27 protein-coding genes and 1 pseudogene are annotated in these 23816 nt (G+C 39.9%); 25 read left to right on the top strand and 3 right to left on the bottom strand.

Annotated features, from left to right (window positions below; genetic code table 11):
- The first annotated feature begins 190 nt into the window (after window positions 1-190).
- The 10 genes and pseudogenes from ACWA2B_RS25445 (at window position 191) to ACWA2B_RS25490 (ending at window position 8360) form a co-directional block, all read left to right on the top strand.
- Window positions 191-829: a hypothetical protein gene (locus ACWA2B_RS25445; RefSeq protein WP_449292782.1), complete on the top strand. Its 639-nt coding sequence runs from the start codon at window positions 191-193 to the stop codon at window positions 827-829.
- Window positions 830-1010: 181 nt separating this feature from the next.
- Entirely contained in the window at window positions 1011-1253 is a 243-nt protein-coding gene (locus tag ACWA2B_RS25450) for a hypothetical protein (RefSeq protein ID WP_013372314.1), read from the top strand.
- Window positions 1254-1631 (top strand): retropepsin-like aspartic protease, encoded by a 378-nt coding sequence (locus ACWA2B_RS25455; protein ID WP_449292783.1) that lies wholly within the window; start codon window positions 1254-1256, stop codon window positions 1629-1631.
- A 709-nt stretch (window positions 1632-2340) separates the two neighbouring features.
- On the top strand, window positions 2341-3381 hold the full coding sequence (locus ACWA2B_RS25460) for an ABC transporter substrate-binding protein (RefSeq protein ID WP_449292784.1): 1041 nt from the start codon (window positions 2341-2343) through the stop codon (window positions 3379-3381).
- A 1-nt stretch (window position 3382) separates the two neighbouring features.
- Window positions 3383-3916: a hypothetical protein gene (locus ACWA2B_RS25465; protein WP_449292785.1), complete on the top strand. Its 534-nt coding sequence runs from the start codon at window positions 3383-3385 to the stop codon at window positions 3914-3916.
- A 178-nt stretch (window positions 3917-4094) separates the two neighbouring features.
- Window positions 4095-4160 carry a hypothetical protein gene (locus ACWA2B_RS25470; protein WP_449292798.1) on the top strand — a complete coding sequence of 22 codons (66 nt, stop codon included), beginning with the start codon at window positions 4095-4097 and terminating at the stop codon, window positions 4158-4160.
- A 109-nt stretch (window positions 4161-4269) separates the two neighbouring features.
- Complete coding sequence (locus ACWA2B_RS25475; protein ID WP_449292786.1) at window positions 4270-5991, top strand: helix-turn-helix domain-containing protein; 1722 nt, start codon at window positions 4270-4272, stop codon at window positions 5989-5991.
- 673 nt (window positions 5992-6664) lie between these two features.
- A pseudogene (locus ACWA2B_RS25480) lies at window positions 6665-7015 on the top strand (hypothetical protein).
- Window positions 7016-7238: 223 nt separating this feature from the next.
- Window positions 7239-7628, top strand: a complete 390-nt coding sequence (locus tag ACWA2B_RS25485) for a hypothetical protein (protein ID WP_449292787.1) — start codon at window positions 7239-7241, stop codon at window positions 7626-7628.
- 276 nt (window positions 7629-7904) lie between these two features.
- Entirely contained in the window at window positions 7905-8360 is a 456-nt protein-coding gene (locus tag ACWA2B_RS25490) for an NUDIX hydrolase (protein ID WP_029515453.1), read from the top strand.
- A gap of 242 nt (window positions 8361-8602) precedes the next feature.
- Here the strand turns inward: ACWA2B_RS25490 and ACWA2B_RS25495 are convergent, their stop codons facing one another.
- Window positions 8603-9352 (bottom strand): SDR family oxidoreductase, encoded by a 750-nt coding sequence (locus tag ACWA2B_RS25495; protein ID WP_449292788.1) that lies wholly within the window; start codon window positions 9350-9352, stop codon window positions 8603-8605.
- A gap of 240 nt (window positions 9353-9592) precedes the next feature.
- Here ACWA2B_RS25495 and ACWA2B_RS25500 point away from each other — a divergent pair, with 240 nt between their 5' ends.
- From ACWA2B_RS25500 to ACWA2B_RS25555, 12 genes are all read left to right on the top strand, one after another.
- Complete coding sequence (locus ACWA2B_RS25500) at window positions 9593-10150, top strand: TetR/AcrR family transcriptional regulator (protein WP_029515451.1); 558 nt, start codon at window positions 9593-9595, stop codon at window positions 10148-10150.
- Between the two features lie 302 nt (window positions 10151-10452).
- Complete coding sequence (locus tag ACWA2B_RS25505; protein WP_449292789.1) at window positions 10453-10902, top strand: GNAT family N-acetyltransferase; 450 nt, start codon at window positions 10453-10455, stop codon at window positions 10900-10902.
- 88 nt (window positions 10903-10990) lie between these two features.
- Window positions 10991-11404, top strand: coding sequence for a GNAT family N-acetyltransferase (locus tag ACWA2B_RS25510; protein ID WP_029515449.1), 414 nt, complete (start codon window positions 10991-10993; stop codon window positions 11402-11404).
- Window positions 11405-12354: 950 nt separating this feature from the next.
- Window positions 12355-12885, top strand: a complete 531-nt coding sequence (locus ACWA2B_RS25515) for a hypothetical protein (protein ID WP_029515447.1) — start codon at window positions 12355-12357, stop codon at window positions 12883-12885.
- Between the two features lie 206 nt (window positions 12886-13091).
- On the top strand, window positions 13092-13613 hold the full coding sequence (locus ACWA2B_RS25520) for a hypothetical protein (protein ID WP_230585175.1): 522 nt from the start codon (window positions 13092-13094) through the stop codon (window positions 13611-13613).
- A 231-nt stretch (window positions 13614-13844) separates the two neighbouring features.
- Window positions 13845-14291 carry an oxidoreductase gene (locus ACWA2B_RS25525; RefSeq protein ID WP_449292790.1) on the top strand — a complete coding sequence of 149 codons (447 nt, stop codon included), beginning with the start codon at window positions 13845-13847 and terminating at the stop codon, window positions 14289-14291.
- 172 nt (window positions 14292-14463) lie between these two features.
- Window positions 14464-15048: a hypothetical protein gene (locus ACWA2B_RS25530; protein ID WP_449292791.1), complete on the top strand. Its 585-nt coding sequence runs from the start codon at window positions 14464-14466 to the stop codon at window positions 15046-15048.
- 27 nt (window positions 15049-15075) lie between these two features.
- Complete coding sequence (locus tag ACWA2B_RS25535; RefSeq protein WP_029515443.1) at window positions 15076-15699, top strand: hypothetical protein; 624 nt, start codon at window positions 15076-15078, stop codon at window positions 15697-15699.
- 70 nt (window positions 15700-15769) lie between these two features.
- Complete coding sequence (locus tag ACWA2B_RS25540; RefSeq protein WP_449292792.1) at window positions 15770-16099, top strand: protein export chaperone secb; 330 nt, start codon at window positions 15770-15772, stop codon at window positions 16097-16099.
- A 504-nt stretch (window positions 16100-16603) separates the two neighbouring features.
- Window positions 16604-17059, top strand: coding sequence for a DinB family protein (locus tag ACWA2B_RS25545; protein ID WP_029515442.1), 456 nt, complete (start codon window positions 16604-16606; stop codon window positions 17057-17059).
- 21 nt (window positions 17060-17080) lie between these two features.
- Window positions 17081-17707 carry a class I SAM-dependent methyltransferase gene (locus ACWA2B_RS25550; RefSeq protein WP_342434322.1) on the top strand — a complete coding sequence of 209 codons (627 nt, stop codon included), beginning with the start codon at window positions 17081-17083 and terminating at the stop codon, window positions 17705-17707.
- 144 nt (window positions 17708-17851) lie between these two features.
- The gene (locus ACWA2B_RS25555; protein WP_342444384.1) at window positions 17852-18211 is read left to right on the top strand and encodes a hypothetical protein; all 360 of its coding nucleotides are present in this window, start codon (window positions 17852-17854) and stop codon (window positions 18209-18211) included.
- 299 nt (window positions 18212-18510) lie between these two features.
- On the opposite strand, the gene ACWA2B_RS25560 is transcribed toward ACWA2B_RS25555, so the two are convergent.
- Together ACWA2B_RS25560 and ACWA2B_RS25565 are read right to left on the bottom strand one after the other, a co-directional pair.
- Complete coding sequence (locus tag ACWA2B_RS25560; protein WP_449292793.1) at window positions 18511-19374, bottom strand: sulfurtransferase; 864 nt, start codon at window positions 19372-19374, stop codon at window positions 18511-18513.
- 75 nt (window positions 19375-19449) lie between these two features.
- Window positions 19450-20394, bottom strand: a complete 945-nt coding sequence (locus tag ACWA2B_RS25565) for a DMT family transporter (protein WP_449292794.1) — start codon at window positions 20392-20394, stop codon at window positions 19450-19452.
- A gap of 239 nt (window positions 20395-20633) precedes the next feature.
- Between ACWA2B_RS25565 and ACWA2B_RS25570 the strand changes: the two genes are divergently transcribed.
- From ACWA2B_RS25570 to ACWA2B_RS25580, 3 genes are all read left to right on the top strand, one after another.
- Window positions 20634-21542, top strand: a complete 909-nt coding sequence (locus ACWA2B_RS25570; RefSeq protein WP_340886005.1) for a hypothetical protein — start codon at window positions 20634-20636, stop codon at window positions 21540-21542.
- 212 nt (window positions 21543-21754) lie between these two features.
- Window positions 21755-22468 (top strand): 2,3,4,5-tetrahydropyridine-2,6-dicarboxylate N-acetyltransferase, encoded by a 714-nt coding sequence (dapD, locus tag ACWA2B_RS25575; RefSeq protein ID WP_029515436.1) that lies wholly within the window; start codon window positions 21755-21757, stop codon window positions 22466-22468.
- A gap of 181 nt (window positions 22469-22649) precedes the next feature.
- Window positions 22650-23786: an N-acetyldiaminopimelate deacetylase gene (locus tag ACWA2B_RS25580; RefSeq protein ID WP_209950162.1), complete on the top strand. Its 1137-nt coding sequence runs from the start codon at window positions 22650-22652 to the stop codon at window positions 23784-23786.
- The last annotated feature ends 30 nt before the right edge of the window (window positions 23787-23816 follow it).

Genomic DNA, 23816 nt, shown 5'->3' on the forward strand with positions numbered 1-23816 from the left:
AGGCGTAAATTAGAATGTCAATCAATGGAGTGATAACTACACATAACATAATATTCAAGCTGCGGCCCCGTTGGAGCCTAGGTCTGTGAGAAGGATTTCGGAGAGGCATTTCAGCAGACAACCCCTTCGGGGTTCATGAATACAAAAACGTTAAGTGAAATCACCTAAATACTAAATTGGAGTTGATCTTATGGGATTTTCTGAGGTGATTGATTTTCTAAGTAATGATAATAGTTATTGGAGTTCTCGTGGACATGAAGAAATAGATATACCATTTGATGTTACGCCTTCAGAATACTTGTCCTTTGCTGAATTTGATTTAGAATCGGGAACTGAAAAACACAGTTTAATAAATGCTCTCTCAAATGCAAAGAGATCTCTTGACTGCCAAATTGATTGTTTGATGATTGCATTCGGTTTTTTTGGAAATTCAAAAAAATGGAATGTACCTAAGAAGATAGAGACTTTAAAAAACTTAGGAATTATTGCTCCTAGAATATTAAATAAAATAAATTCTGTAAGGAATTTAGTTGAACATGAATTTGTTGTTCCAAATAAAGAACAAGTGTCAGACTTTATAGATATTGTTGCACTATTCAATGCAAGTACAGAAAAACATATTTTTAATTTCCCGGGAGATAGTCAAATAGAACACGGTTTAATAAAAGAAGTTTTTCTAGATATCAAGTTTAAACGTAACCAAAGAAACATAAAAATAGAAGTAAGAGAGAAAGGTGTAACAGATAGACAGATATTTAATATTGATTCAAGTCATGATAATTATATAATTTTTATGAAACATTATATTGAGAATTTTTCTAAATCGTGACGAATATAACTCGAAGATAAGTGACTTTACTTAAACAATATACTCACGCACCGGGCATGTACCCTCGGTCCGGCAGAGGCCAGACATCCCAGCATTCGCTAGGGTCGTGAATACAGGAACGTTAAGTGAAATTCTAATTAAATGATATAATGTAACCATAAAAAGGACAGGAGGGATTAACGTGAAGTGGCAAGAAGTACAACAAATCTTCCCGAATCAATTTGTAAAGTTTGAAATTCTTCATTTCGAAGAGACAGAAAATAAAGAAATCATAGATGACGTCGCTGTGATTGGTCCTGTAAGTGACGAAGAAGCAACAAGAGAGTTGTTGAATAGCCGAGACAAAACCTTGGTTTATCATACTTCTAAGGACCAGGTCATTGTGAAGGTTCGGAAGAATGTTGGTTTAAGGAGAAATCTATAAATGAAAATTGAATATAGGGATGGGCTGTTGTTCACCGAAATAACAGTCCATTTTAATGGAGAAAAGAAAGTCATAAATAACATAGTTATTGACACAGGAGCAAGCCATACATTGATTTCACAGGATGAAGTAGATGATATTGGGATTCTGGTCGGGATGGATGACGAAATCATAACAAGTTACGGAATTGGAGGGAAAGAACACGCATTTTCCAAACGGATCAAGGGAATACAGGTAGGAGATTTTATTTTAAGAGATGTACTCATAGACTTTACTTCATTTAAATATCACAATATCAACGGATTATTGGGATTAGACATATTGGTAAAAGGCAAATTCAATGTAGATCTAGAGAACTTTAAACTCTCTCGTTCATAAAGCCATTAAATTTAAAAAGGTTATTCAAAAAAAAGTTGAACTTCACTTAACAAAATATTTACACTATGTTTTCGATGGAACCTTGGTCTGCGGGATGAGTTTCGGAGAGGAATTTCAGCAGACACCCCCTAACGGGTTCATAAATACAAGAACGTTATAGGAGATACTTGATAAAAGGAGAAAGCAAAATGTTTTAGAAATATCTGCGGACGAAAGGGTATTAAAGATAGATGTTTCACCGAATATGGCTTATGAATCCAAAGGAACATTTTATGAGTTTCCACATTCAGAATTTAATGAAGAGCATCCACAAATTTATCATACAAACCTCTGTTGTAGTTTCAATGGAACAAATGGATATGGAATGTACATTGACGCAAGAGGTAGAAATCAATGAAAAGAAAAATATTCTTTTGAAGAAAATGAAGATCAAATAGTTGTTGCTAGATTAGAAATAACGGAACTCCCAAATGAATGGAAAGAAAAAATGGGAGATTCTTGGTTTTATTGGCTTGATACATTAGACGATGATTATGCAGTAATTAGTAAAAGAGCTGATAGAATTGTAAATGAAGATATAGCGGTTTACATGTCGCATTAGTCCGGCTGAAATGTCGCAAAAGTACATGGTAACGCGATGTGGAGATATATTATACTCGCCTTATATTTCGATAATGAAAATCATTATCATACATAAGGAGGATTCACCATGAATAAAGGAACAAAGAGGCAAGCTGCCGGAAGCATGGCACATGCTAACCATAAATCACGATTTTTAATGGGCTGGATGCTGGCCCTTGTTCTTGTACTGACGGCTTGCGGTGCCGGAGCAGGTACAAATGGCGGCAATGAGTCTGCTACAACTCCAACGGACACGCCTTCGAATGGAGCGTCTCAGACTGCCGGAGCCTTCCCGGTTACGATCTCGCATATGAAGGGTCAGTATACGCTTAACGAGAAACCAAAGAAAATTGCTGTGCTTGATGTCAAATTTCTGGATCAATTGCTAGCCGTTGGCGAGCAGCCGGCAGGCAGTGTTATCGCTGAAGGCAATACCACATTTCCGGAATATTTAGGCGATAAGCCGGGTGACGTACAGGTTTTAGGTACACGGGACAAGCCCAATCTGGAAGCGATTGTAGCATTGGACCCGGATCTTATTTTAATGACTGATTTTCAAGAGAAAGAGTATGAGAGTGTAAGCAAAATAGCACCCACAATCGTACTTGACTTCTACGAGGATTGGCGAGATACGTTAGCTACGGTGGCTGCGATCACAGGTAAGCAGGCAGAGGCAGAAACTGTGCGTAAGGCTTATGAGGACAAAATTGCAGGACTGAAGGAGAAGCTGTCGGAGAAGTTGGGAGAGGAAACGGTAGCACTTATTCGTCCGAGAAAAGAAGGCATTCGTGTTCATGGTCTTGAGCATCGAACAGGCGGCATTCTGTATGAGGATTTGGGCTTAAAAATGCCTGCATTAGTCCAGAAGATCAAAAATGATACCTCCGTTGAAATCTCGATGGAGAAAGTTCCTGAGATTGGTGCAGATCATTATTTTGTTCTGTCTGATGAGTTGTTTGCGGCAGAGGCAGAGGCTTTGGATAGCAGTTCAGTATGGAAATCCCTTGATGCAGTCAAAAATAACCGTGCATATGATGTTAATTCTACACTTTGGATCGCTTATTATGGCCCACTTGCAATTAATATTATTGTAGATCAGGCATCGGAAGCACTGTTGGGATCGAATTAAAATGGACCATTATCTATCGACTGACTTATGGCAGCAAACGGTGGATGAACACTCGATTCGGCTTGGTGAGCCGTCTGAAGATAATGTCCGTATTATTGCTTTGAGCCAACTACATGAAGAAGCTGCATGCCGAGAGTATTTAAGCTGGCTTCAAGAGTATATTGGTGCGCCTGACATGAGGGTAGCTGCTTCAATGTTAGCTAAGCGAATCGGCTACCTGTGGATTGCTCCGTTGCTGATCGCGATGACCGTTCATCATCAGCATGTTTCTTTTCGGCTAGACAACAGCTTTCTCTATCATCCGACGCTCACAGCTAACGAGGGGGGGGACGCATTTTCCTTTTCTAGCTATGAACGGGCTTCGGGCAGAAGCACTAACTGGAGACAGGGAAGTGTGGCGGGAAAAGGTGGTAAAGGAGATGTTTGCGTTACACCTTGCACCGCTGTTAAAGACGCTTGCTGCGATTGCTCCTCTTTCGATGAGTATCCTTTGGGAGAATATCATGATACGTATTGTCCCATTATATACTCCTGAAGTAGACAATGCTGACCAAGAAAGTCAGCACATCCAGGCAGATTTTTCATATCTGACGCAAGGAGCGCCTGGGCATTTGTTCGGTGTAAAAATAAATCCGTTCACCCGGTTCACAAAAAATAAGGACAGCATTCCAGCCGTGAAAAGCAAGCGTACCACCTGTTGTTTTTATTACGAGATGTCAGGGGAATATTGCAGAAAATGTCCGAAAATTGACAATGAGAATAAATCTCAATTAAAATGACAACAGCAACAATTTTACTTTTGCTAACAGGCCTGATTGTAGTTAATTGGTTAAGCCCAGTCATGAGAGTCACTCTAGCAAAGGATGCTATTGTCAGGAGATGAGAGAAATGCCGCTACAAGAACAGACAAATCTATGGAGTGATACAACGATCAAGATGCTTGACGAGTATAGCGGTACTTTGCAGACAGGCAGTGTTCTTCGCGAAACGGAATTAACTTCGAATGTGTTGTTGCTGGCATACGGAGGGGAAGGGGAGCTTGCAATGAATGGTGAGGTTTGCCACATTGGAGCTTCTTTTGCTGGTCATGTTGTTAAGGGGACATCCTTAACGCTGACGGCCAGATCAGACGACATTTATTATATCGTGATCATGTACAAGGCTTCTTCTATGGAGGGAGCCTCTCTTGTTTTGCCTTCATATCGAAAACATCCGTTGCGCACTTCATTTGTGCAAAATTCGGTAACCCAAGCAGAATGGATCGAGAATGCAGAAAAAATCGTTGCCAAATGGCGTCGTGGCGAAGGGATGGAACGTTTTCATGCCAATGCGTTGCTTCAGGGCATGATCTACGAACTGATCATGGATTACGAACGTGATCAGGGAGGAGAAGCATCTGACATGGTGGATGTTGTCGCTTCATATATAGCGTCGCATTATCGCCAGAATCTGGAGCTTAAAGAGCTGGCAGCCCTTGCTGGATGCAGCTTAAGACAGCTGCAGCGACGATTCAAACAAGAGAAGCAGCTCGGACTGACTGAGTATGTCATTCAGTTGCGCATGGAGAGTGCATCGCGGATGCTGCGTCACACGGATGCTCCCATCGGTGAAATTGCTGACAGAATGGGCTATCGCGACATGTATTATTTCAGTAGGGCGTTTAAGAAATATTATGGCATCCCTCCGCTGCGTTATAGGCTTGATGCCGCTTCGAAAACAGATATAGACTATGCCCATTCCTTGCAGCGGAACCGCACAGCTTCTTCATATGAGTCGGCCCAAGGCTCGGTGATATGCCATATGCGAGGGGAATACTATGTTATCGGATCTCCGAAGCGTATCGCTGTACTCGATGTGCAATATGCCGATCATTTGCTTGCGCTGGGGCTCTTTCCAGCAGGTAGTGTAGGACTAGGCAATGCAGTGTTACATTTCCCTCAAACGATCAGGGCAGGACTTCAGAATACTGAATTACTCGGAACATATGAGTACCCCGACCTGCTTGCAGTGGAACGACTGTCTCCGGATCTAATTATTTGCACCGAGGTACATGAGCCGCACTATGAACAGTTAAGCCGGATCGCTCCAGTTCTCATGTTTAAGCGCAATGAAAACTGGCAGACTATTCTGACTCTGTTCGGTGAATTGACAGGCAAACGAGAAGAGGCAAAGCGTATTATAGCGGATTATCACCGACGAACCACATTGCTGTCCGAAGAACTTGCTCGCGTTCTGGCAGGCAAGAGCGTGGCACTGATCCGTCCGCTGGATTCTCTGGTTCGCGTGCATTCTGCCTCTCATCGTACAGGGGCTGTGCTGTACCATGATCTAGGTCTGCCTGTTCCGTTATTTGTGGCAGATACCTCCGACACGGCCTATCACATCTCAGTTGACAGACTACCGGCTGTACATGCCAGCCATTACTTCTTGCTTAGCCATGAACTCATGCAGGAGGGAATATCCGCGACAGAGCAACGTGTCTGGGGAATGCTTGATACCGTTGAGCGCCAGCACATACACTCGGTCGATGCCGCGACATGGATCGGCTGTTATGGACCCACAGGCATCAATGGCATTGTGGATCAGATCGCTCAGGCTTTGTTGGCTTGATGGGAGAAGAAGTTGCTACTTGTGCGCATAGAGATTTTAACAGGAACTAAAGACAGTTCATCTTTGCCTTATGTCATAGAGGGAAAGTTGAACTGTTTTTTTATGGCCAATCCATCAGATAACATCATATCCACGCATCGGAGCCTGGCGGTTCCTCGGTCCGGCAAAGAGGATTGCCAGGGAGGGGTAGGCGGACACATACGCACGGCGGCCGCTCATTTCGTTCGCATAAGTCAGAGGAACATCGTGAACACAGGTAAAATATAGATACAATTGACTCTTGGGTGGGCATGGTTTTCCTTCGAAAAGTGAGACCATGGATGTAAAAGATGCGGTGACTCTAATGTTACTATTGTGGACATCTATTCTTGCATTTTTAACATACATCAATAACAACAAGAGAAGGTGAAAAATCACCTAAAGGTTAAGAGCCGAAGGTGGGTTTTTATTATCTGAGACTTAGAAGGGAATAAACCCTCCAAGCCAATTGTAATGACCAGATGTTGACCGTAATTGGTCTTTCTTTAAGTGTGCTAACAGATGAAAAAAGATGAATTAAAGAAAAAATAAGATAAGTGAAAAGCAAGTTAGTAAGCAAACTCATATGCGAAATACTATGCAACAATTTTAAAAATCTATTAAAACAAAAACAAGAAAATGAGGGATGTGCCCAATGACATTACAGGACCTATTTAATGAAAAACCAACTCAATTGTAAAAACAAAAGAATGGTTGAATACGGAGATGACCTTTTTACAGAAGAGAGATTATTAATGTGTGATAAAGTCCTGGATAACTATCTAAACCAATTAATATTATTACAAGAAACTAAACATCCTGAAAGTATTATGAAGGCTGTAGAAGAAATTGTAATTACGTTTAATGAATTGAATGAAAAGAACACTATTTTATTGAAACGATGGAACGTGAAGAACTGGCTGAATTTATAGATAAGGCAGCAAGACTAGCTGGATTAGAAATTGAGGAGGATCAAGATATTACAGAAGAATGGAGAGAATGGTGATGGTGAATTAAACAGGATTTCTAAGTAGATTCAATGAATTCATGGTACCTTTGTATAACATCACATCCAAGCATCGTCGCATTCGTTCCTCGGTTCGGCAGAAGGATTTTGGAAAAGGAGATCACTGTAGGACACCTGAGCACTCGCTGGGATCGTGAATGTAGAATCGTTAGATGAAAGCACCCAAATAAATAAAACCATCTAAAAAGGATGAAAAGAAAAAATGATAAAATCTATTAGTATCGATGAATGGAATGGGACCACATTCAACGAAGAAATAGTTATGAATCCTACATGGGCAGACACTTTAAGTTTTTTAATAAAACTCGACGGAGATAAATTTACATTAGTTTTTTTTGAGGTATCAGATACAGATTCAGCATTGGTTGGAGGCGGACCGGAATATTTTATAGTGTCTATTACAATTGATGGTAATATATATACTCTTATGAACAATAAACAGGGAAACGGTGAAATTCATCTGGTTGCTGGTGGCCAGTTAGGCAATTATTGCGATAACATTTGTGTAGAATTAATTCCTATGCTTGAAGTAATAAAGTATTTTTATGAAACTGGAAAACTACTCGAAACACATAAATGGAAACGAGAATAATAATTACTTAACTCGAAAAAAGTCAACGTTATATAACATAGCATTCAACTCATCTGGCCGGGACAAGCCCGACCCTTAGCCCGGAAGATGCATTTCGGAAGGGCGGATTCAACGGAAACATTCAGCCGGCTAAGTAGCAGAGCCACCCGGACTACGTGCCTTATCCATTGACGAAAGTAGATTTTAGAAGTGAATCCGTCATATAACGTTAAATTCAAGCAGTGGCTCCTAACGGAGCCTTGGTCTGTTGAAGGATCTCAAAGGGGCGTGAAGATATTGAATTACATAAGAGAATTAAGAGAGTTAGTAGGTACCCGACCTATAATTATGGCAGGAGCATGTGTGATTCTCATAGATGATGAGGGACGATTACTATTGCAGCAAAGAACTGACAATGGTCTATGGGGATTACCAGGAGGTTCAATGGAGCCTGGTGAGAATATGAAGGAGGTTGCAAGCCGGGAACTTTTTGAAGAGGTAGGCTTAGAAGCCGAAGAGTTAGAATTACTTGATATATTTTCAGGCCCGGAACTCTACTATCGATATCCGCATGGAGATGAAGTATATAACGTAGTTGCAGCTTATATATGTAAAGAATACAGTGGAATAATTAAAGGTGATAAAGCTGAAGTACAAGATATACGATTTTTTGATTTAAACAAGATACCTAATCAAATAAGTCCTCCCGACCTACCGATAATAACAAGATTTTTAAATGAAGTAAGATCATGAAAACATTTTTTTAGTAAATCAAGGATGTCCCCGACATCACCTAACAAAGGGCTGTTTGAACTTCGGGAATTCCCTACATTATGTGAAATCAACGAAATTATTTAAGAGGTAAACATGGGTGTGACCACTAGGCGCTTTTTCTTACTTCACGAGCAAGTTGCAATAAAATGAACATGAAGTAGACGGAGCTGAGTGTCTACTTCATGTTCGCCTAAATTTTTGCAAATTGAATTACAGGTGGATCAATGGATTTGTGGAGGTTCAGAATTCATCGTATCGTTAAGCTGAGTCACAAAAACACCTTCGTTCGGGCCAGGGTTATTTCGAAACATTTTCGCTTCTTCCACCAGAACTTCGTCTGTATCCGTGCCAAGTATCTTTATTGTTGCATCAATGAATGAATCAAGTGGCATCGCACGCGGTTCATCGTTGTTGCTTTGAACCCATGGGGGTACAATTTCTATTACTTTTACCGATGTGTCTTTAAGCATGTACCTTTGGGACAGCGTATAGGTATGAAGTGCTGCCTTTGTCGCGGAGTATACAGCAGTTGTCGCTAATGGTACAAATCCAAGTATCGAAGTCGTGTTGATGACAACGGCTTCTTCTTTGGACTTCAAATGCTCGATGAATGCAGAAATCAACCGAATGGGACCTAGAAAGTTTGTCGTGACAGTCGAAATCAAAACATCCTCATCGATCACGCCCGCCGCGTCATCGGACTGTATGATGCCGGCGTTGTTAATCAAGACATTAACATCCGGGTATTCTTTGATTAACCGCTTGGCGGCCGCCTTTATGCTGGCAGGGTCTTGTACATTCAATTCCACTGCGGACATGCCGGGATTCGCTTTGATCGTCTCCTCCAGACGCTCTTTACGTCGACCGGCGATAATAACTTTGTTTCCAAGATTGTGGAGAGCTTCTGCTAACGCACGTCCAATTCCCGAACCGCCGCCTGTAATAAAAATCGTGTTTCCTGTAAGTTTCAATTTTTAAACCCTCCTAATTCAATGTGATTTAAATCATTCCAAAGATTGTAAAACAATAGATTTCATGATTACAGCTCCACTAAAATTGAACATATGTTGAATCATCAACATAAATTTTATAAAGTGAATGTATCAGAGCGGTATATGGGGTTCAATGGTTAAAACAAGCGTGGTTGTTGATTTTTCAACAGAGGACTTCGAAGTGTTCATTTTTTCGGATAGCACAAAGGGGAGAAGGATATGGACAGGCGTATTCAAAAATCGAGGCAAGCCATTATTGATGCTTTTATGAGGCTGATGTCAGAAAAGGAATTCGAGAGAATTACGATCAATCAAATTGCTGAGGAAGCGAATGTCAATCGCGGAACGGTTTATTTGCATTTTGCTGATAAGTACGATCTGCGCGATCAATGCATGGAAGCTCAAATTAAAGAGTTACTACGCAATTGTATGTCTGAAGATAACTTCTTTCATCTCCCTTCCAAAACCGCACTACTGCGTACGTTTGAATATTTGGAGCAGCATGCTTCATTCTACTCAATAATGCTGACGAACAAGGGAAGTACGGTTTTTCGAAACCAAATAGAGACAATGTTCCGGCAAAGTCTGTGCGAGCATCTGGATTCGATCAACCTCGATCAGGATATGAACAGGGACATTACGGTGCAATTTTTAATTTCAGCGGCAGTGGGGGTATTGGAATGGTGGATTACCCGTTCAATGCCATATCCGGCATCGGTCATGGTCGAACAATTTTGGAATTTGCTGAACCGTGGTGTCGAGGGACACGAACAATAGTGGTTCAAATGATAGAAATAGAAATAACAGAAGAAGAGTCACTAAAAGCTCAAAAAAGTGAAAGAGATGCAGATGAACTAATAATCAAATTACAAAATAAAAAAAGACCATATAAGAAAATTCGCTGATAAAAAAATTGCAGATTGATTTTGAATGCATAATGAAGAAGTTCGGTAACTTCTGATAACATAATATTCAAGCATCGAATCCTTACGGAGCCTTGACCTGCTGGTATAGAGTTTGGGGGGGGCAATTTAGCAGACAACCCTGGAAAAAATAAAAAGATAATGGAGGTATGTTTGGTGCTGACATTAGAAAAAGCTAGAAAAAATGATGCGCAAAGACTTGCTGAAATACAAAAGGCCAGTTTTGAGGATGAATCAAAGCATTTTAATAATAACGAAACCGTTGGGCCCATAGGATATGACTCCATAAGTTGGCAAGAAGAGATGATGCAAAATTGCGAATATTTCAAGGTGCTCTTTAATGGAGAAATAATCGGGGGAACTATGATATTTGTAGAATGTAATCAAGTGCATAATCTAGGAAGGATCTTTATTGATCCAAATTTTAAAAATCTAGGAATCGGAACGAAGGTGATGGAGAAAATTGAAAATAAATTTCCGGACAGCACTAAATGGTGGCTGGATACTCCTAGCTGGAGTGTGAAGAATCATCACTTCTATTCAAAGTGTGGGTTTACTAAGGTTAGAGAAGAAGGTGACTTATACATTTTTAAAAAGACTTTATAAACTTATGTAATGTACAAACGTTATGAGACATCAGTGCTGAGTGTTACAAAGAAGATATTCGATGAAAAGAGTGAAAGGGAGGATTACAATGCAGATTGATTTTGCGATTGAATCAGATTATGAGTACATCTTGTTAAGAGACAAGCACATACATAAGACACTTATAAGACCAAAAATAAAAGAAAATGAAATCCTAATAATCAGAGAATCCAATCAAGAAATAGGTTGGATGAGATACGGATTTTTTTGGGACAACACACCATTTATGAATATGATATGGATAGATGAGGAGTATAGAGGAACAGGTATTGGTAAAAAAGTTGTCCACTATTGGGAGGAATTAATGAAACAAAAAGGTTTTGAAATGGTTATGACCTCAACACTTTCGAATGAAGAAGCTCAACATTTTTATAGGAAGCTTGGATATAGAGATGCTGGATGTTTAATGTTTGAGAATGAACCTCTGGAAATAATACTGACAAAGGTTTTAAACAAAAATTGACGTTGAGGAAATCAATGTAAAAAGCATTTTAAGAAGAGAGTGCTAATAATATGTGGTGTATTTCTTCCAATATAGAACTAAAAAAGGAATTGACTTTAGACTACAGAGATTTTTCTAATAGAGTAATCTAGAATAGACGAGACCAAATAATATTAAACAAGGATTGAAGAATATATTAAATAAGAACTAGAGGTATCACATAACATCGTTTTCCTGAAAGTGAAAGTCAGGTAGACAATCCTGCGAGGCTAAGAACCGAAGCTAGCCGGTCGCTACGCTTCTTTAAGCTTCTCGGGTTCAGGAACACAAGAAAGCTATTAGACATAATTGCTGATAAAGTAATGTTGAGGTGAATGATGAAAGTATTTCAAAAAAAAGCAATCCCAATCATTGTTAGACATTATCAATTCATTTGCATTGTTGACGAGAAACCTTATGAGGTATTGTTTAGAGCTTATTCAAGGAAGTATAAAACTTCTTTTATTGAAATTTCTTTCGACTGGAAAGAATGTTATTACATTAACTTATATAGACCTTTAATAAAATCCATATTAATTGAATATTGTATAAAGCTTGCTTGGATATATGATAAACCGAAGCAAATTCTAAGAATAAAGGACAGTAGAAAAATTGTTCAAGAACTATCATTAAGGGATTATGATTACAAATAAATGTTGGCATTTTCATGCGAAGCAATTTTGTCTACGATTAAGAGAATTGCTTATAGATATTTTATTGAGAATTATAAACAGCTCGAAGGCGAGGATGATAAAGGGCTGATTTTGTAAGTGAATCGAAGAAGTTATGTTTCGTTAGCTCCTATGGAACCTTGGTCTGCGAGCTGGATATCGAAGAGGAATTTCAGCAGACAACCCCTGATAGGGTTCATGAATATAGAAGCGTTAGAGAAAATCACCATATAAACCAAGTTGAAAAGTGGGGAGCATAGTATGGCGAACACCATTTCATTACCAAAACAATTAAATGATGTAGTTGAACCCATAGGTATGTCAAATGGATTAACATCAGTCTTTATTGAAGTTCTAGCTATTAGTGGATCAGTACTAGCTAAAACGAATCGAGAAAAAGAATTAATTATTTGGCTAGCACAAAGGGATCAGTCTGTAGTTGGAATAGGAACAGTTGGTTTTGATATTGATGAAATGCCTTGGACTATAGACTCCTTTGAAAGCGAGAAAGATTTTATACTAGATACTATTTCAAATGCAGCAGATGGCTTAGGGTGGGAGAAATTAAGCTATAAACCACGGCAAGATTGGGTTGTTAATTGTTTGAATCAATTTGGCTTAATGATTAAAGCATTCAATAAAGAAGATTTTGACATGAATAATTATACAGAATGGTCAGAAATTGAAGAGGGGGATGATAACCCTACAATTCCAAGAGGTTATCCCAAATGCGAAAAACATGATATCTATTTAAATTGTCATGGATGTATACTTTGCAATAATGGAAGCTGAATTAAGGACTGTAGGTATTTCATAGAAGATGATGGCAATATAACATAATATTCAAGCTTCGGGTCATGCAGTGCCCTTGGTCTGCAGAGGGATTTCGAAGAGGCTGGAGCAGATAGACAATCCCTGAGGGAGTTCATGAATACAGAAACGTTGGGCGAAATATTGTGATCATACAATGAAGTTCGGGGAGAGCGATGAGGATTTTCTTGAAAAAAGCAGATGAAAATAAACTTGATGTACTGTCAGTAGATATGGAAATTGACATAAGAAAAGAATACAAAAATATTACAAGACATTCTGGGCGAATGGTCCATGTTATTGATTGGAGGATAGCTTTATATATAAACGGAAATAAGTTGCACGAAGATGAAGTGTTTGTAGAAGACGAATTTTTAAAATCATTAATTTGTCCAGGAAAGTATCCTATGTTCACTTGTACTTGCGGTATATTTGGTTGTGGGGGATACTATGTTGAAGTCAGTCATGAGGATGATAGATTGTTTTGGTTAACTGAGCAATCGCCTTTTAAGGAACAATTCGTTAAGACTTCTAATAAATTTGCTTTCTCTTGGAACCAAATAATCTATTTTTTGGAAGAATTAATACATAAATTTAATGATCTAAAGAGCATAATGATTACGCATGGCTTAAATTTTCAATATGATGTAGAAAGATATAGAGAAATAATTAAAGAGATAAAAGAGCGAGCAGATCAGAATAAAAATTAAAGAAAATTCAAAGATGTTACAATGCTTCGCCTAACAATTTATTCTATGCTAAGGGCCGAGGCAAGTCGACCATCGGTCCAAGAAGCATCAGGCGATGAAGTGACTGTCGGGACAGCCCTGAACTGATTAACCGCATCACGCCAGGCCTTCGGCCTTTAAGTCGGTGAGGGTTTGTGAATACATCAACGTTAAGTGAAATCTATATATGATAATCAACAAGGAGAGAAACCAATGACAACGATAAATACTCTACAAACTAAACTTTCCAGCCGATATGATGAATTTGACCCAGAACGAGATGAGAATAAGAACACAAAATTTGCAGATTTAATTATTGATGGAAAATCACTTTACCAAATGCTCAAGAAACACGATCTGGTTCCATCCTTAGGATGGGGAAGCGAAGATCACCAAAAAGAAATGATTCAATACTTTTTGCTAAAGAAACCACATGAGTATATATACTATAGATTTCCAATATTGGTATGTCCCTGGTGTGGAGATGAAGAGTGTGGTTATATCTCAGTGAAAATTGACAGGGAAGAAGAAATTGTAATATGGAAGGATTTCAAGTTGGAGCATGAGAACAAACCAATAAATATAGGTCCCTTTTATTTTGAATGGGCAAACTATGAAAGAGTCATTAATGATACTTTTGGAATAATAGAAAAACAATAATGCACACTGCTTCGAAGAAGCAAAGACATCACTTAACATCATATTCAAGTAGCAGCTCCTACGGTGCCTTAGTCTGCGAGATAGATTTCGAGAAGGCATTTCAGCAGACAACCCCTGACGGAGCTCATGAATACAAGCGTTATAGAAAAGGGACGCAAACCATAAAAAGAAGGTGTTTAAGTTGTTTGGTTTATTTAAGAAGAAAATAATATTTGAAGATCAACTAAACAAACTTTCTGAATTGGGCATCTTCATGAGTGCAGATTTAAAAAAAGAATTACTTTTGGAAGAATTTTCGAGAAATGAATATGAAGAAGATCCCTACAACTTGCTACTACTTACTTTAGGTGGAGAAGTTGAAGTGAATGGTGAATTTATAAATGTATCTGAGGAAATTTGGTATTTAGATACTGAATGTATTGAGGACCATGGAGACTATGCAAGAATAATAATACGATTAGAGAATATGACAAAACTTAATTTAAATAATATAACGGATTACGTAGATATTCAGAATGGTACTGCATGGGTCTCTTTTGAATATATGAATGAACTTATCAGATGGGAAATGAAAGTATATGATGATTGGTTGGATATGGAGATATTCAAGAAATTTAACGAACTAATAAAGACTGAACAATCCATGAAATTGTATATTTCAATTTTAGATCAAGGTTGCCTAATGGGCTATTTTAATAAAGAACAAGTAATTGAAATAAATAAATTAACAAAATATAAATTTGAAGAATATCAGTGAAATATGAATAAAAAGGAGCCAAAACAAATGAGTGAATTGACTTCAGGAAGCTTATCACTATTGAAATATAAAGAAGCACTTCTTGAGCATGATCCTATATACGCGGAGGATTTAAATGACAAATGGTTTGTTTTCATAACCAAAGATACAGAAGAAAGTGAAGAAATTCCAGAAAGTTTATTTCAAATTTCAGAAAAAATCCCAGTGTTATATTTTTATAATTTTGAAGATCACTGTTGGGGATACCGGGTAGTTTACAATTCACAAGAGATAGCAAGTCTTCATATATCATATGTGTTATTAGATACTTCAATTATTAAGCTTGCAGAAGAAAGATATCCAGAGGAAGATCACATTGAATTTTTATATGTCGACCCTAGAGGGGACAAAATCAGAACTGAATTAATTGAAGAAGTCCTGAGATCTAATGAATACAATGAGAAAATAGCAAAACAGTTTACAAATTGCAATCTAAAAACATTTAGATTTTTTGAACTAGATAATGAGCGAATAAAACAATTAGACGATATTTTGAATAATAATTACTATATACAACTGGAATCTAAGCATCAGTTAGTAGAAGAGTTTAAAGAATTATTAAACATTGAGGAAATGAGTTGGATACGAGCAGATAGAATGAATGAAGATTAGAAGCTAATAGATGGTGAGAGCTCGGAGATACAAGAACGTTAGATGAAATGCGGAGTGTTAGGAGGTTTGCATGAATTACGATGAAGTAATGAATGAAGTATTCTTTAAAGGTGGAAGTCTAAGGGATATTTATGTATTGGATACAGACATCCAAGTATGGGCTTTAATTTTTGATTATTTGGAAAGTGATAGAATTAATTATCGAGTGACTATAGATGGGCTAATAACTAAAATTAGGGATATTGCTGAGTTGTTAAGAATTAAAAAAGAAGCAAGTATTGGAATAACTATTGAATATAGTGAAATTGATATTTGTGGATATTTTTATGAAGGAAGCGTTATTGAATTTGATGTTTCACCAATACAGATAAATTCAGAGAAAAAAAAGATGTACTCATGAACTTCCTAAAAGACCTAAGTCGAAAACTAAACAAAACGATAATTATAACTCCAGAAATGACTATGGAAGAATTATTAGTTCAAGTAGAGCCCTGAAGGGAAGTTGAATTGAGTAACTTAAAGAAACGGGAGAATCCATCGGATGGTTGTTGTTCAGGAATAAAAGACGAGCTTCCAGCAACCAATAGAGAAATCATGTATGGTATCTCAAAAGATTATAGAAGTAGAGGATATACGACTCAAGCGGTTCAGGGAGTAATACAGTATTAATTTGAAAATACGGGATTAAAGAATTAAACGCAATTGCATTACTTGAGAATGCAGCATCAAATAAGTTATTCAAAAAAGTAATTTTAAGTTTGTAGGAGAGATAGAAATAGATGCTGAAAGATATAATTATTATAGAATTCATAAAAAAGATTTTCAGAAGGCAACCCCTTTGGGGTTCATGAATACAAATACGTTATTCTAACTAACTCAAATTTGAAAAGAGGAGTCGGAAACCATGAATGAGAGGTCGCGGTTACTAGAGGAGTTCAAGGAATGGATACGTTTTGTTTCTGAGATTCGTGAAATGGATTGGAAAATAAAGATTGCTGAAGATAAATGGTCAGTTCACGATATCGTAAGTCATATATTACTGTGGGATAAATACTTTTATGAAGTAGCCATAAATCCGATATTAAACGATGCGCCTTTGACATTAACACATATGGATTTTGAACAATTTAATCAGGATGCTGTTGAATATGGAAAAACAAAAACGAAAGAAGAATTAATTAAAATGACTATTCAGTACCGTAACATGATATTGGAGAGTATAGAGAGTTTTGAAGACGACAAGTTTACTAAAGAATATGCTGACGGGAAGTTTACTGTAATATCATATTTAAGAGATTTTATCTGGCATGATCAACATCATATCAGACAGATTGATGAGCTTAAAAGAAGAGCTATGTGAGTATATAGGCGGGTGAATAATATGAGAGATTATTGGAACAAAAGGTTTGCTGAAGAAGGAATGATTTGGGGTTGTGAACCAAGTCAAACTGTAACCCAAGCTATAGATTTGTTCAAAAAGAATAATGCACATAATATTTTGGTTCCCGGTTCTGGGTATGGGAGAAATACCAAGATGTTTTCTTCTTATTTTCAGGTTGATGGAATTGAGATATCTAGTTCAGCTATAGATCTAGCAAAAGAATGGGATTTAAGAACGAATTTTATTCAAGAATCGGTGTTAGAGTTTAGTACAAGCAAAAGGTATGACGGCATATATTGTTATGATTTATTACATTTATTTTTGTTAGAAGACCGAAAAAAATTGATACAGAATTGTGTGATGCATTTGAAGGAACAGGGAGTGATGTATTTTACGTGTTTTTCTGACCGTGATTCTAATAATGGTGTGGGTAGGAAAGTTGAGGAAGGAACATATGAATACAAGAAAGGGAAATATGCTCACTTCTTTACTGAAAAAGATTTAAAAGAACATTTTAATGATTTGAATATATTAGAAACGGGTTCCATGAGAGAAACTCTGATACATGCAGAGAAACAACAGAAAGAATATGAATTAAGATATATAGTTGTTCAAAATATTGGATAGCTATTTCGAGGAAGTAATTCAACAGACATGTCCCATCGCTTAGCTGCCGCAAGTGGCAGCCGGACTGTTAATCTTAAAGCGCTGGGACATCGTGAATAAAGAAACGTTATATGTAATTGGAACCGAAGGGAATAAAAAATGAGGATGCAAGATAAACCGATAGTAAGTATTATAGGCTTGGGATTATTTAGTCTGACACTAGTGGTGCACATTTGTTTTAGATCAATAAGAACAATGGATGTAGGAATGGGGATATTATTGTCTCTAGTAAATGCCGTATTTTTAGTATTTACATTGCTATGGGGAGTATTAGGCGCAGTAGAATTCTCAAGATTAATGAGTTGGAGAGAGAAAATAAAGAAAAGAGAAGTGAACGAAGAAGTAGATTTACATAAATACAAGAAAAAAATTAAAATATATCTATGTATAAACGTAATTTATTTATTACTAGTTATATGTCAACTCGGCTATGTTATTTATAGATGGGATGAGGTGAACGTATAGTGCATAGAGCAATGCGATGCTATTCGAAGGCGAAATAAGTTCCAGTTAACAACGTATTTTTGTACCGGCTATCATCTCAATCTGGTAGAAGAATTTCGGGAGATGTGGAACCAGTCAGAAACTTACGCCAAATCGTCAGGACGTAGAAAAAAATCAGCTTTGGAATTCTATATAAGGTCGCTTCACTCGGCTCAAGTTGATTTTTTATGTACTTTTTAACAAAGCAAATAAACTGCCATGAGCCAAATCGCTTAAGGCAGTTTATTTGTCTTTTGAACCTGTATATCCGTTGAAACTTTTTATTCCTCTCCGGTCGCCACCGGATTCTCCTCATAGCTGATCCAGTCGCTCCAGCTTCCCGGATATAAACGGACCTTACTAAATCCAGCTTCATTCAGGGCCAGTACATTGGGACAGGCGGATACGCCAGAACCACAATACACGATAATTTCTGCGTTTGGATCAAGATCGGCAAAGTGCTGCTGCAATTGTTCCGCATTTTTAAAGCTGCCTTTTTCGTCCAAGATCTCTTTCCAGAAGAAATTCACTGCACCGGGGATATGTCCCGCTGCTTGATCAATGGGCTCCTCCAGCCCCAGGTAGCGAGGCCGCTCTCTGGAGTCGATTAATATAGGTGAAAAACCGATATAGGAGCCAACAGGAACAGAATCTTCGGATACACGGTGCACCTCTTGCATACTTGAGAGCATTTGCGGCTGAACATTTGCTACAAAGGTCGAGGGAATGCGAATCGGCTGGTCTGCCGTCACGGGGAACTTCGCTTCCTTCCAAGCGCTGTAGCCTTCTTCCAGCACATATACCTGCTCATGTCCAAGATAGCGCAGGAGCCACCAAAAGCGGGAAGCCATCATACCGCCTTGGTCATCATAAGCGACGATACGCGAAGCAGCATTGATTCCGGCACGACTTAGACGTCCAGCAAGTGTATCCACATCAGGTAATGGATGGCGACCACCATGCTTACCAAGAGGAGCAGTAAGGTCTTCTTCCAAATCGAAGTGAACCGCCCCTGGAATATGGTCTTCATTAAATTGAGTCCGTCCAGCTCCGGCTTGTCCGAGCAGGGAACGGCAGTCGACAATGATCATGTCTGGCTCATACAATCGGGCCAACAGCCAGCGTTTGGATACGATGGATTTCATAGAGGATTCCGCCTTCCTTTATTTAACAGTAAATTTAATCCATTGAGTATGGTTTATGAAAATGGGGTAAATAAGTTAAGAGCTGGCCCTCAGGGGGTGCTCAGTGTCGGGCAATTCACTTTGATGAATGACTTTCTTTTTAAAATCCGCTCCGTATCGGATAAAAATCCATACCCCAAACAGGATGAAAAAGCCTGCACCAAATTGTAAGGTAGACAGCCTTTCCCCGAGCAACACCCAAGCCAGCAGGGAAGAAATAACGGGCTCACCGAGTACCGCCATCGACACCGCAGTGGCGTTAATGTATTTGAGTAGCCAGTTAAACAGGTAATGTCCGAACAGCGTAGGCACAATGGCTAGCAGCAGGAACAGTCCCCATTCCCGTGGAGCGTATCCGGTAAAAGGAATGGCATTGACCACATTATACAGCGCAAGTGATGTGGCTGCGATCGCGAAAACCCAAAAATTATAGACAAATGCGCTCAAATGCTCGCGCAGGTGCTTGCCCATTAGCATATGGATAGACACGGCTACCATACCCAAGAAGGACAGTGCGTCCCCGAGCAGGGCTTGTCCTGAGACATGGAAGTCTCCAGCTCCGATGGCCAGCGAGCCGATAAAAGCCATACCCATCCCGATGAGCATAGCGCGATTCGTGCCCGTCCGGAAAAACAAAAATGAACCGAGCATGACAAGGATCGGCTCCAATGTCATAATAACGGTAGAGCTTGCAACGGTGGTCAGTCGCAGTGAGCCCATCCAGAGCAAGAAATGCAGCCCCAGCGCAATACCGGACCAGAGGATCAGCATCCACTGCTTGCGGGTCAGGCTAAACAGCTCAGTGCGGTACTTCCAGACCAAAGGCAGCATGATCAGATTGGTTAGGTACAAACGGTACATAGCGATGACGGACACCTCGGCTTCAGACCATCTTACGAAGATCGAGGAGAACGAAATAGCGATAATACCTATGATGTACAATAATTCAAAGGAAAACGACGGTTTGTGTGCTTGATTCACGTGGCAGCTCCATCCGTATGGGGGAAAATAAATACGTCTATGTTCCTTCCAAGCGGTATCTCGAAAATTAGGTTAATACAGCCCATTATACCGTACCTAACATTCCCGTGGTATTAGGATTTTGCAAAATCCTGAGAATATAATAAACGGGAGCAGGAGGTAGGATTTTGGATTTTAAGTGAGATGCTGCGTAGAACTTTTGCTGCACAAGCTCGTCTATCATAGTGGAGGTGGATTTTATGAAAAAACAAAACACAATTTCAATCATACTACTGACTGTAGTGGCAGTGCTGGCTCTGTCAGCCTGTGGAACGAAACCGCAAACCAATAGCACCGCACCTCAAGGGTCAGACCAACCGCAAACGCAACAGCAGCCGCAAGTTAAACCGGAGACAATCGCTGAGTCGGAGGTTAAAAAAGGCACAGGTGTATACAATGGAGCTGCTGACCCGCATACGGTAGAGATTGGAACCAATGGCGAAGCCCAATCCTTCCAATTGGGGGACGGACTGGACACGGTAATAGCTGGACTTAAGGAAGGCGATACAGTAGCGTTTGAATACACCGAAAAAGCAGTAGAGGGCGACGCGACGGCGAAGCAACTGACTTTAACGAAAATACAAAAAACAGAGGCTGCAACAGATGGCAATCAAAACGGAAGAGCTGGTCAAGCAGTAGGCGGAGAACGCACAAAGACTCAAACTTTTGATCTCACCCTTGAGGGAAAAAAGGAAAAGCAGACTGCGACATTAGCAAAAGGAGAGGGATATTCGCTGTATGTGTTTGATCCGATGTCCCTGTTTCCTGATCAAAACCGTGTTGCCTTGGCTGTAGATGATAACTATTATGCTGAAATTACGAAGCTACCCTCCGATTTTAATCTGGACGAACTTCAAAAAGAAGGCGAAAAGGATCTAGCTTCCATCGGTAAGGTGCAAAAGCTGGACAAAGCAGCCATACCTGAAGCGTTATCCAGTAGCCGTCTGTTCTTACAAGCGAGCAGTTCGAAGATGACACAGCAATATATAGTTGTAGAAAATAAAACAGGCGGTTTCATCGTGAAAGTGAACATTCCACAAGGTGAACCTGCTGAAGGATTCCAATCCTACATTTATACATCGCTGGAGAGCCTGCAAGCTAATAAATAACCCTACTTTGATGCGGGATGATCGGCGGCTTACAATCATGAATTTAAGGCAGTCATGCCGCTGAAAATGGTTATTTTAAGGGCTAGGTTAGAGCTATAAGGGTCTAATCTATAATTGCGAGACCTGCACTTTTGTGCTATAAAGGATGAGAGAATAAGATCATTCCGGCTTGCGAAGTCGTATGAAGCGATGAAGGAGTTGTTAGATTTACTATGTCCATCGAAATGAATACACAAGAAGTCATCAACGTGATTAAAAACAGCAAGAAAAAGACGCCTGTTAAAGTATATGTAAAAGGAGCTTTGGCTTCCGCATCATTTGGCGAGAATGTTCAAGCTTTTATTTCTGGAGACAGTGGTGTTGTATTTGGTGATTGGGCTGATATCAAGCCGGTACTGGATAGCGCAAACGCTAAAGAAGAAGATTATGTGGTGGAAAATGATCGCCGTAACTCCGCTGTTCCAATGTTGGATCTGAAAGGCATTAATGCACGCATTGAGCCAGGCGCATATATCCGTGATATGGTTGGCATCGGTAACAACGCAGTCATCATGATGGGTGCAGTGATTAACATCGGTGTCACCATTGGTGAAGGCACGATGATTGATATGAATGCTGTGCTGGGCGGTCGTGTTAAAGTAGGCAACATGTGCCACATCGGTGCAGGCGTTGTCCTGGCGGGTGTCATTGAGCCACCGTCCGCACAGCCTGTTATCGTAGAAGACGAAGTATTGATCGGTGCGAACTCGGTTGTACTGGAAGGCGTACGCATTGGTAAAGGTGCAGTTGTTGCAGCCGGAGCGGTTGTAACTGAAGATGTGCCTGAATACTCCGTAGTGGCGGGTACACCTGCACGTGTGATCAAACAGGTCGACGATAAGACCAAATCTAAAACTGAGATTTTGAAAGAACTGCGCGTTCTGTAAGAATGCAGAAGTTTTTTATGTACCAAAGGTGAACGATTCCTTGTCAGAAGCATGATGCACTGACAGCATAACTTAGGGACGAAGCACAACGGACAAGGCTCGGCGGCTGCGCCGGGCTTTTGTCCTTTTGTTCTTTTGCCCGATAAGAGCTGATGAGCTATAAAGAGGAGGCGTGGCAGCAATGAGTACGGTCGACTATCGTTCTTTTGTCCAAATACGAAGAGATTTACACCAAATTCCCGAACCGGGTTTTGAGGAGTACAAAACACAACAATATTTGCTGGATTATTTGGAAACGCTCCCTCAGGAGCGGTTGGACATTCGTACATGGCGTACGGGCGTGTTAGTGTTCATTCATGGATCAGCTCCTGAACGCCGCTATGGATATCGTTGTGATATGGATGGTTTACCGATTGAAGAAGAGACAGGTTACGATTTCCGTTCGACCCATCCCGGCTATATGCATGCTTGTGGACACGATTTACATATGACGATTGGATTGGGAATTGTTACTCACTTTGCAAGCCATCCGATTAAGGATGATCTGGTTGTATTGTTTCAACCGGCTGAGGAAGGGCCGGGAGGAGCCTTGCCTATGCGGGACAGCACAGAGCTGGCAGACTGGATACCCGATGAAATTGTCGCGCTGCATGTTGCACCTGAATATCCTGTCGGTACCATTGCGACTCGCCCGGGCATCCTATTTGCCAATACGTCGGAGCTTTTCATCGACCTGAAGGGTACGGGCGGGCATGCTGCGTATCCACACAAGGCGAATGATATGGTAGTGGCTGCTTGCCAACTGGTGGGACAATTACAAACGGTTGTAGCCCGTAATGTGAATCCACTCGATGCAGCAGTCATTACTGTGGGTAAGGTTAGCGGAGGCACGAAGCAAAATATTATCGCAGAAACCGCCCGGTTGGAGGGTACGATCCGAACGTTGTCTGCCGATACGATGGCGCTGGTTAAATCGCGGATCGAAGCGCTGGTGCGCGGTGTGGAAGCTGGGTTTGAATGCCATGCCGAGATTCATTATGGCTCCAATTATTTGCAAGTGTACAATGAAGCTCAGGTGACCGAGGAATTTATGAACTGGGTCAGTAACCGGCAGGATGTGCAGCTTATTGAATGCGGAGAAGCGATGACCGGAGAAGACTTCGGGTATTTTCTGGAGCGAATTCCCGGTCTGATGTTCTGGCTTGGCGTTGATACGCCTTATGGTTTGCATCATGCGAAGCTGGAGCCTGCGGAAGAAGCGATTGGTGTAGCCATTCGTGTGCTGACAGACTATTTTACATGGAAGTCTCAAGGGTAAATGAGGCGCCCTGAATAATTATGTTTAATA

This window comes from Paenibacillus sp. CMM36 (assembly GCF_053570945.1).

What these genes read in the sequence shown, in the direction of transcription:
- ACWA2B_RS25540 (WP_449292792.1), top strand. Translation starts at nt 15,770, where the DNA reads ATGAATTACGATGAAGTAATGAATGAAGTATTCTTTAAAGGTGGAAGT.
- ACWA2B_RS25475 (WP_449292786.1), top strand. Translation starts at nt 4,270, where the DNA reads ATGCCGCTACAAGAACAGACAAATCTATGGAGTGATACAACGATCAAG.
- ACWA2B_RS25550 (WP_342434322.1), top strand. Translation starts at nt 17,081, where the DNA reads ATGAGAGATTATTGGAACAAAAGGTTTGCTGAAGAAGGAATGATTTGG.
- ACWA2B_RS25525 (WP_449292790.1), top strand. Translation starts at nt 13,845, where the DNA reads ATGACAACGATAAATACTCTACAAACTAAACTTTCCAGCCGATATGAT.
- ACWA2B_RS25455 (WP_449292783.1), top strand. Translation starts at nt 1,254, where the DNA reads ATGAAAATTGAATATAGGGATGGGCTGTTGTTCACCGAAATAACAGTC.
- ACWA2B_RS25485 (WP_449292787.1), top strand. Translation starts at nt 7,239, where the DNA reads ATGATAAAATCTATTAGTATCGATGAATGGAATGGGACCACATTCAAC.
- ACWA2B_RS25580 (WP_209950162.1), top strand. Translation starts at nt 22,650, where the DNA reads ATGAGTACGGTCGACTATCGTTCTTTTGTCCAAATACGAAGAGATTTA.
- ACWA2B_RS25545 (WP_029515442.1), top strand. Translation starts at nt 16,604, where the DNA reads ATGAATGAGAGGTCGCGGTTACTAGAGGAGTTCAAGGAATGGATACGT.
- dapD (WP_029515436.1), top strand. Translation starts at nt 21,755, where the DNA reads ATGTCCATCGAAATGAATACACAAGAAGTCATCAACGTGATTAAAAAC.
- ACWA2B_RS25445 (WP_449292782.1), top strand. Translation starts at nt 191, where the DNA reads ATGGGATTTTCTGAGGTGATTGATTTTCTAAGTAATGATAATAGTTAT.
- ACWA2B_RS25555 (WP_342444384.1), top strand. Translation starts at nt 17,852, where the DNA reads ATGCAAGATAAACCGATAGTAAGTATTATAGGCTTGGGATTATTTAGT.
- ACWA2B_RS25515 (WP_029515447.1), top strand. Translation starts at nt 12,355, where the DNA reads ATGGCGAACACCATTTCATTACCAAAACAATTAAATGATGTAGTTGAA.
- ACWA2B_RS25560 (WP_449292793.1), bottom strand. Translation starts at nt 19,374, where the DNA reads ATGAAATCCATCGTATCCAAACGCTGGCTGTTGGCCCGATTGTATGAG.
- ACWA2B_RS25570 (WP_340886005.1), top strand. Translation starts at nt 20,634, where the DNA reads ATGAAAAAACAAAACACAATTTCAATCATACTACTGACTGTAGTGGCA.
- ACWA2B_RS25460 (WP_449292784.1), top strand. Translation starts at nt 2,341, where the DNA reads ATGAATAAAGGAACAAAGAGGCAAGCTGCCGGAAGCATGGCACATGCT.
- ACWA2B_RS25465 (WP_449292785.1), top strand. Translation starts at nt 3,383, where the DNA reads ATGGACCATTATCTATCGACTGACTTATGGCAGCAAACGGTGGATGAA.
- ACWA2B_RS25535 (WP_029515443.1), top strand. Translation starts at nt 15,076, where the DNA reads ATGAGTGAATTGACTTCAGGAAGCTTATCACTATTGAAATATAAAGAA.
- ACWA2B_RS25500 (WP_029515451.1), top strand. Translation starts at nt 9,593, where the DNA reads ATGGACAGGCGTATTCAAAAATCGAGGCAAGCCATTATTGATGCTTTT.
- ACWA2B_RS25510 (WP_029515449.1), top strand. Translation starts at nt 10,991, where the DNA reads ATGCAGATTGATTTTGCGATTGAATCAGATTATGAGTACATCTTGTTA.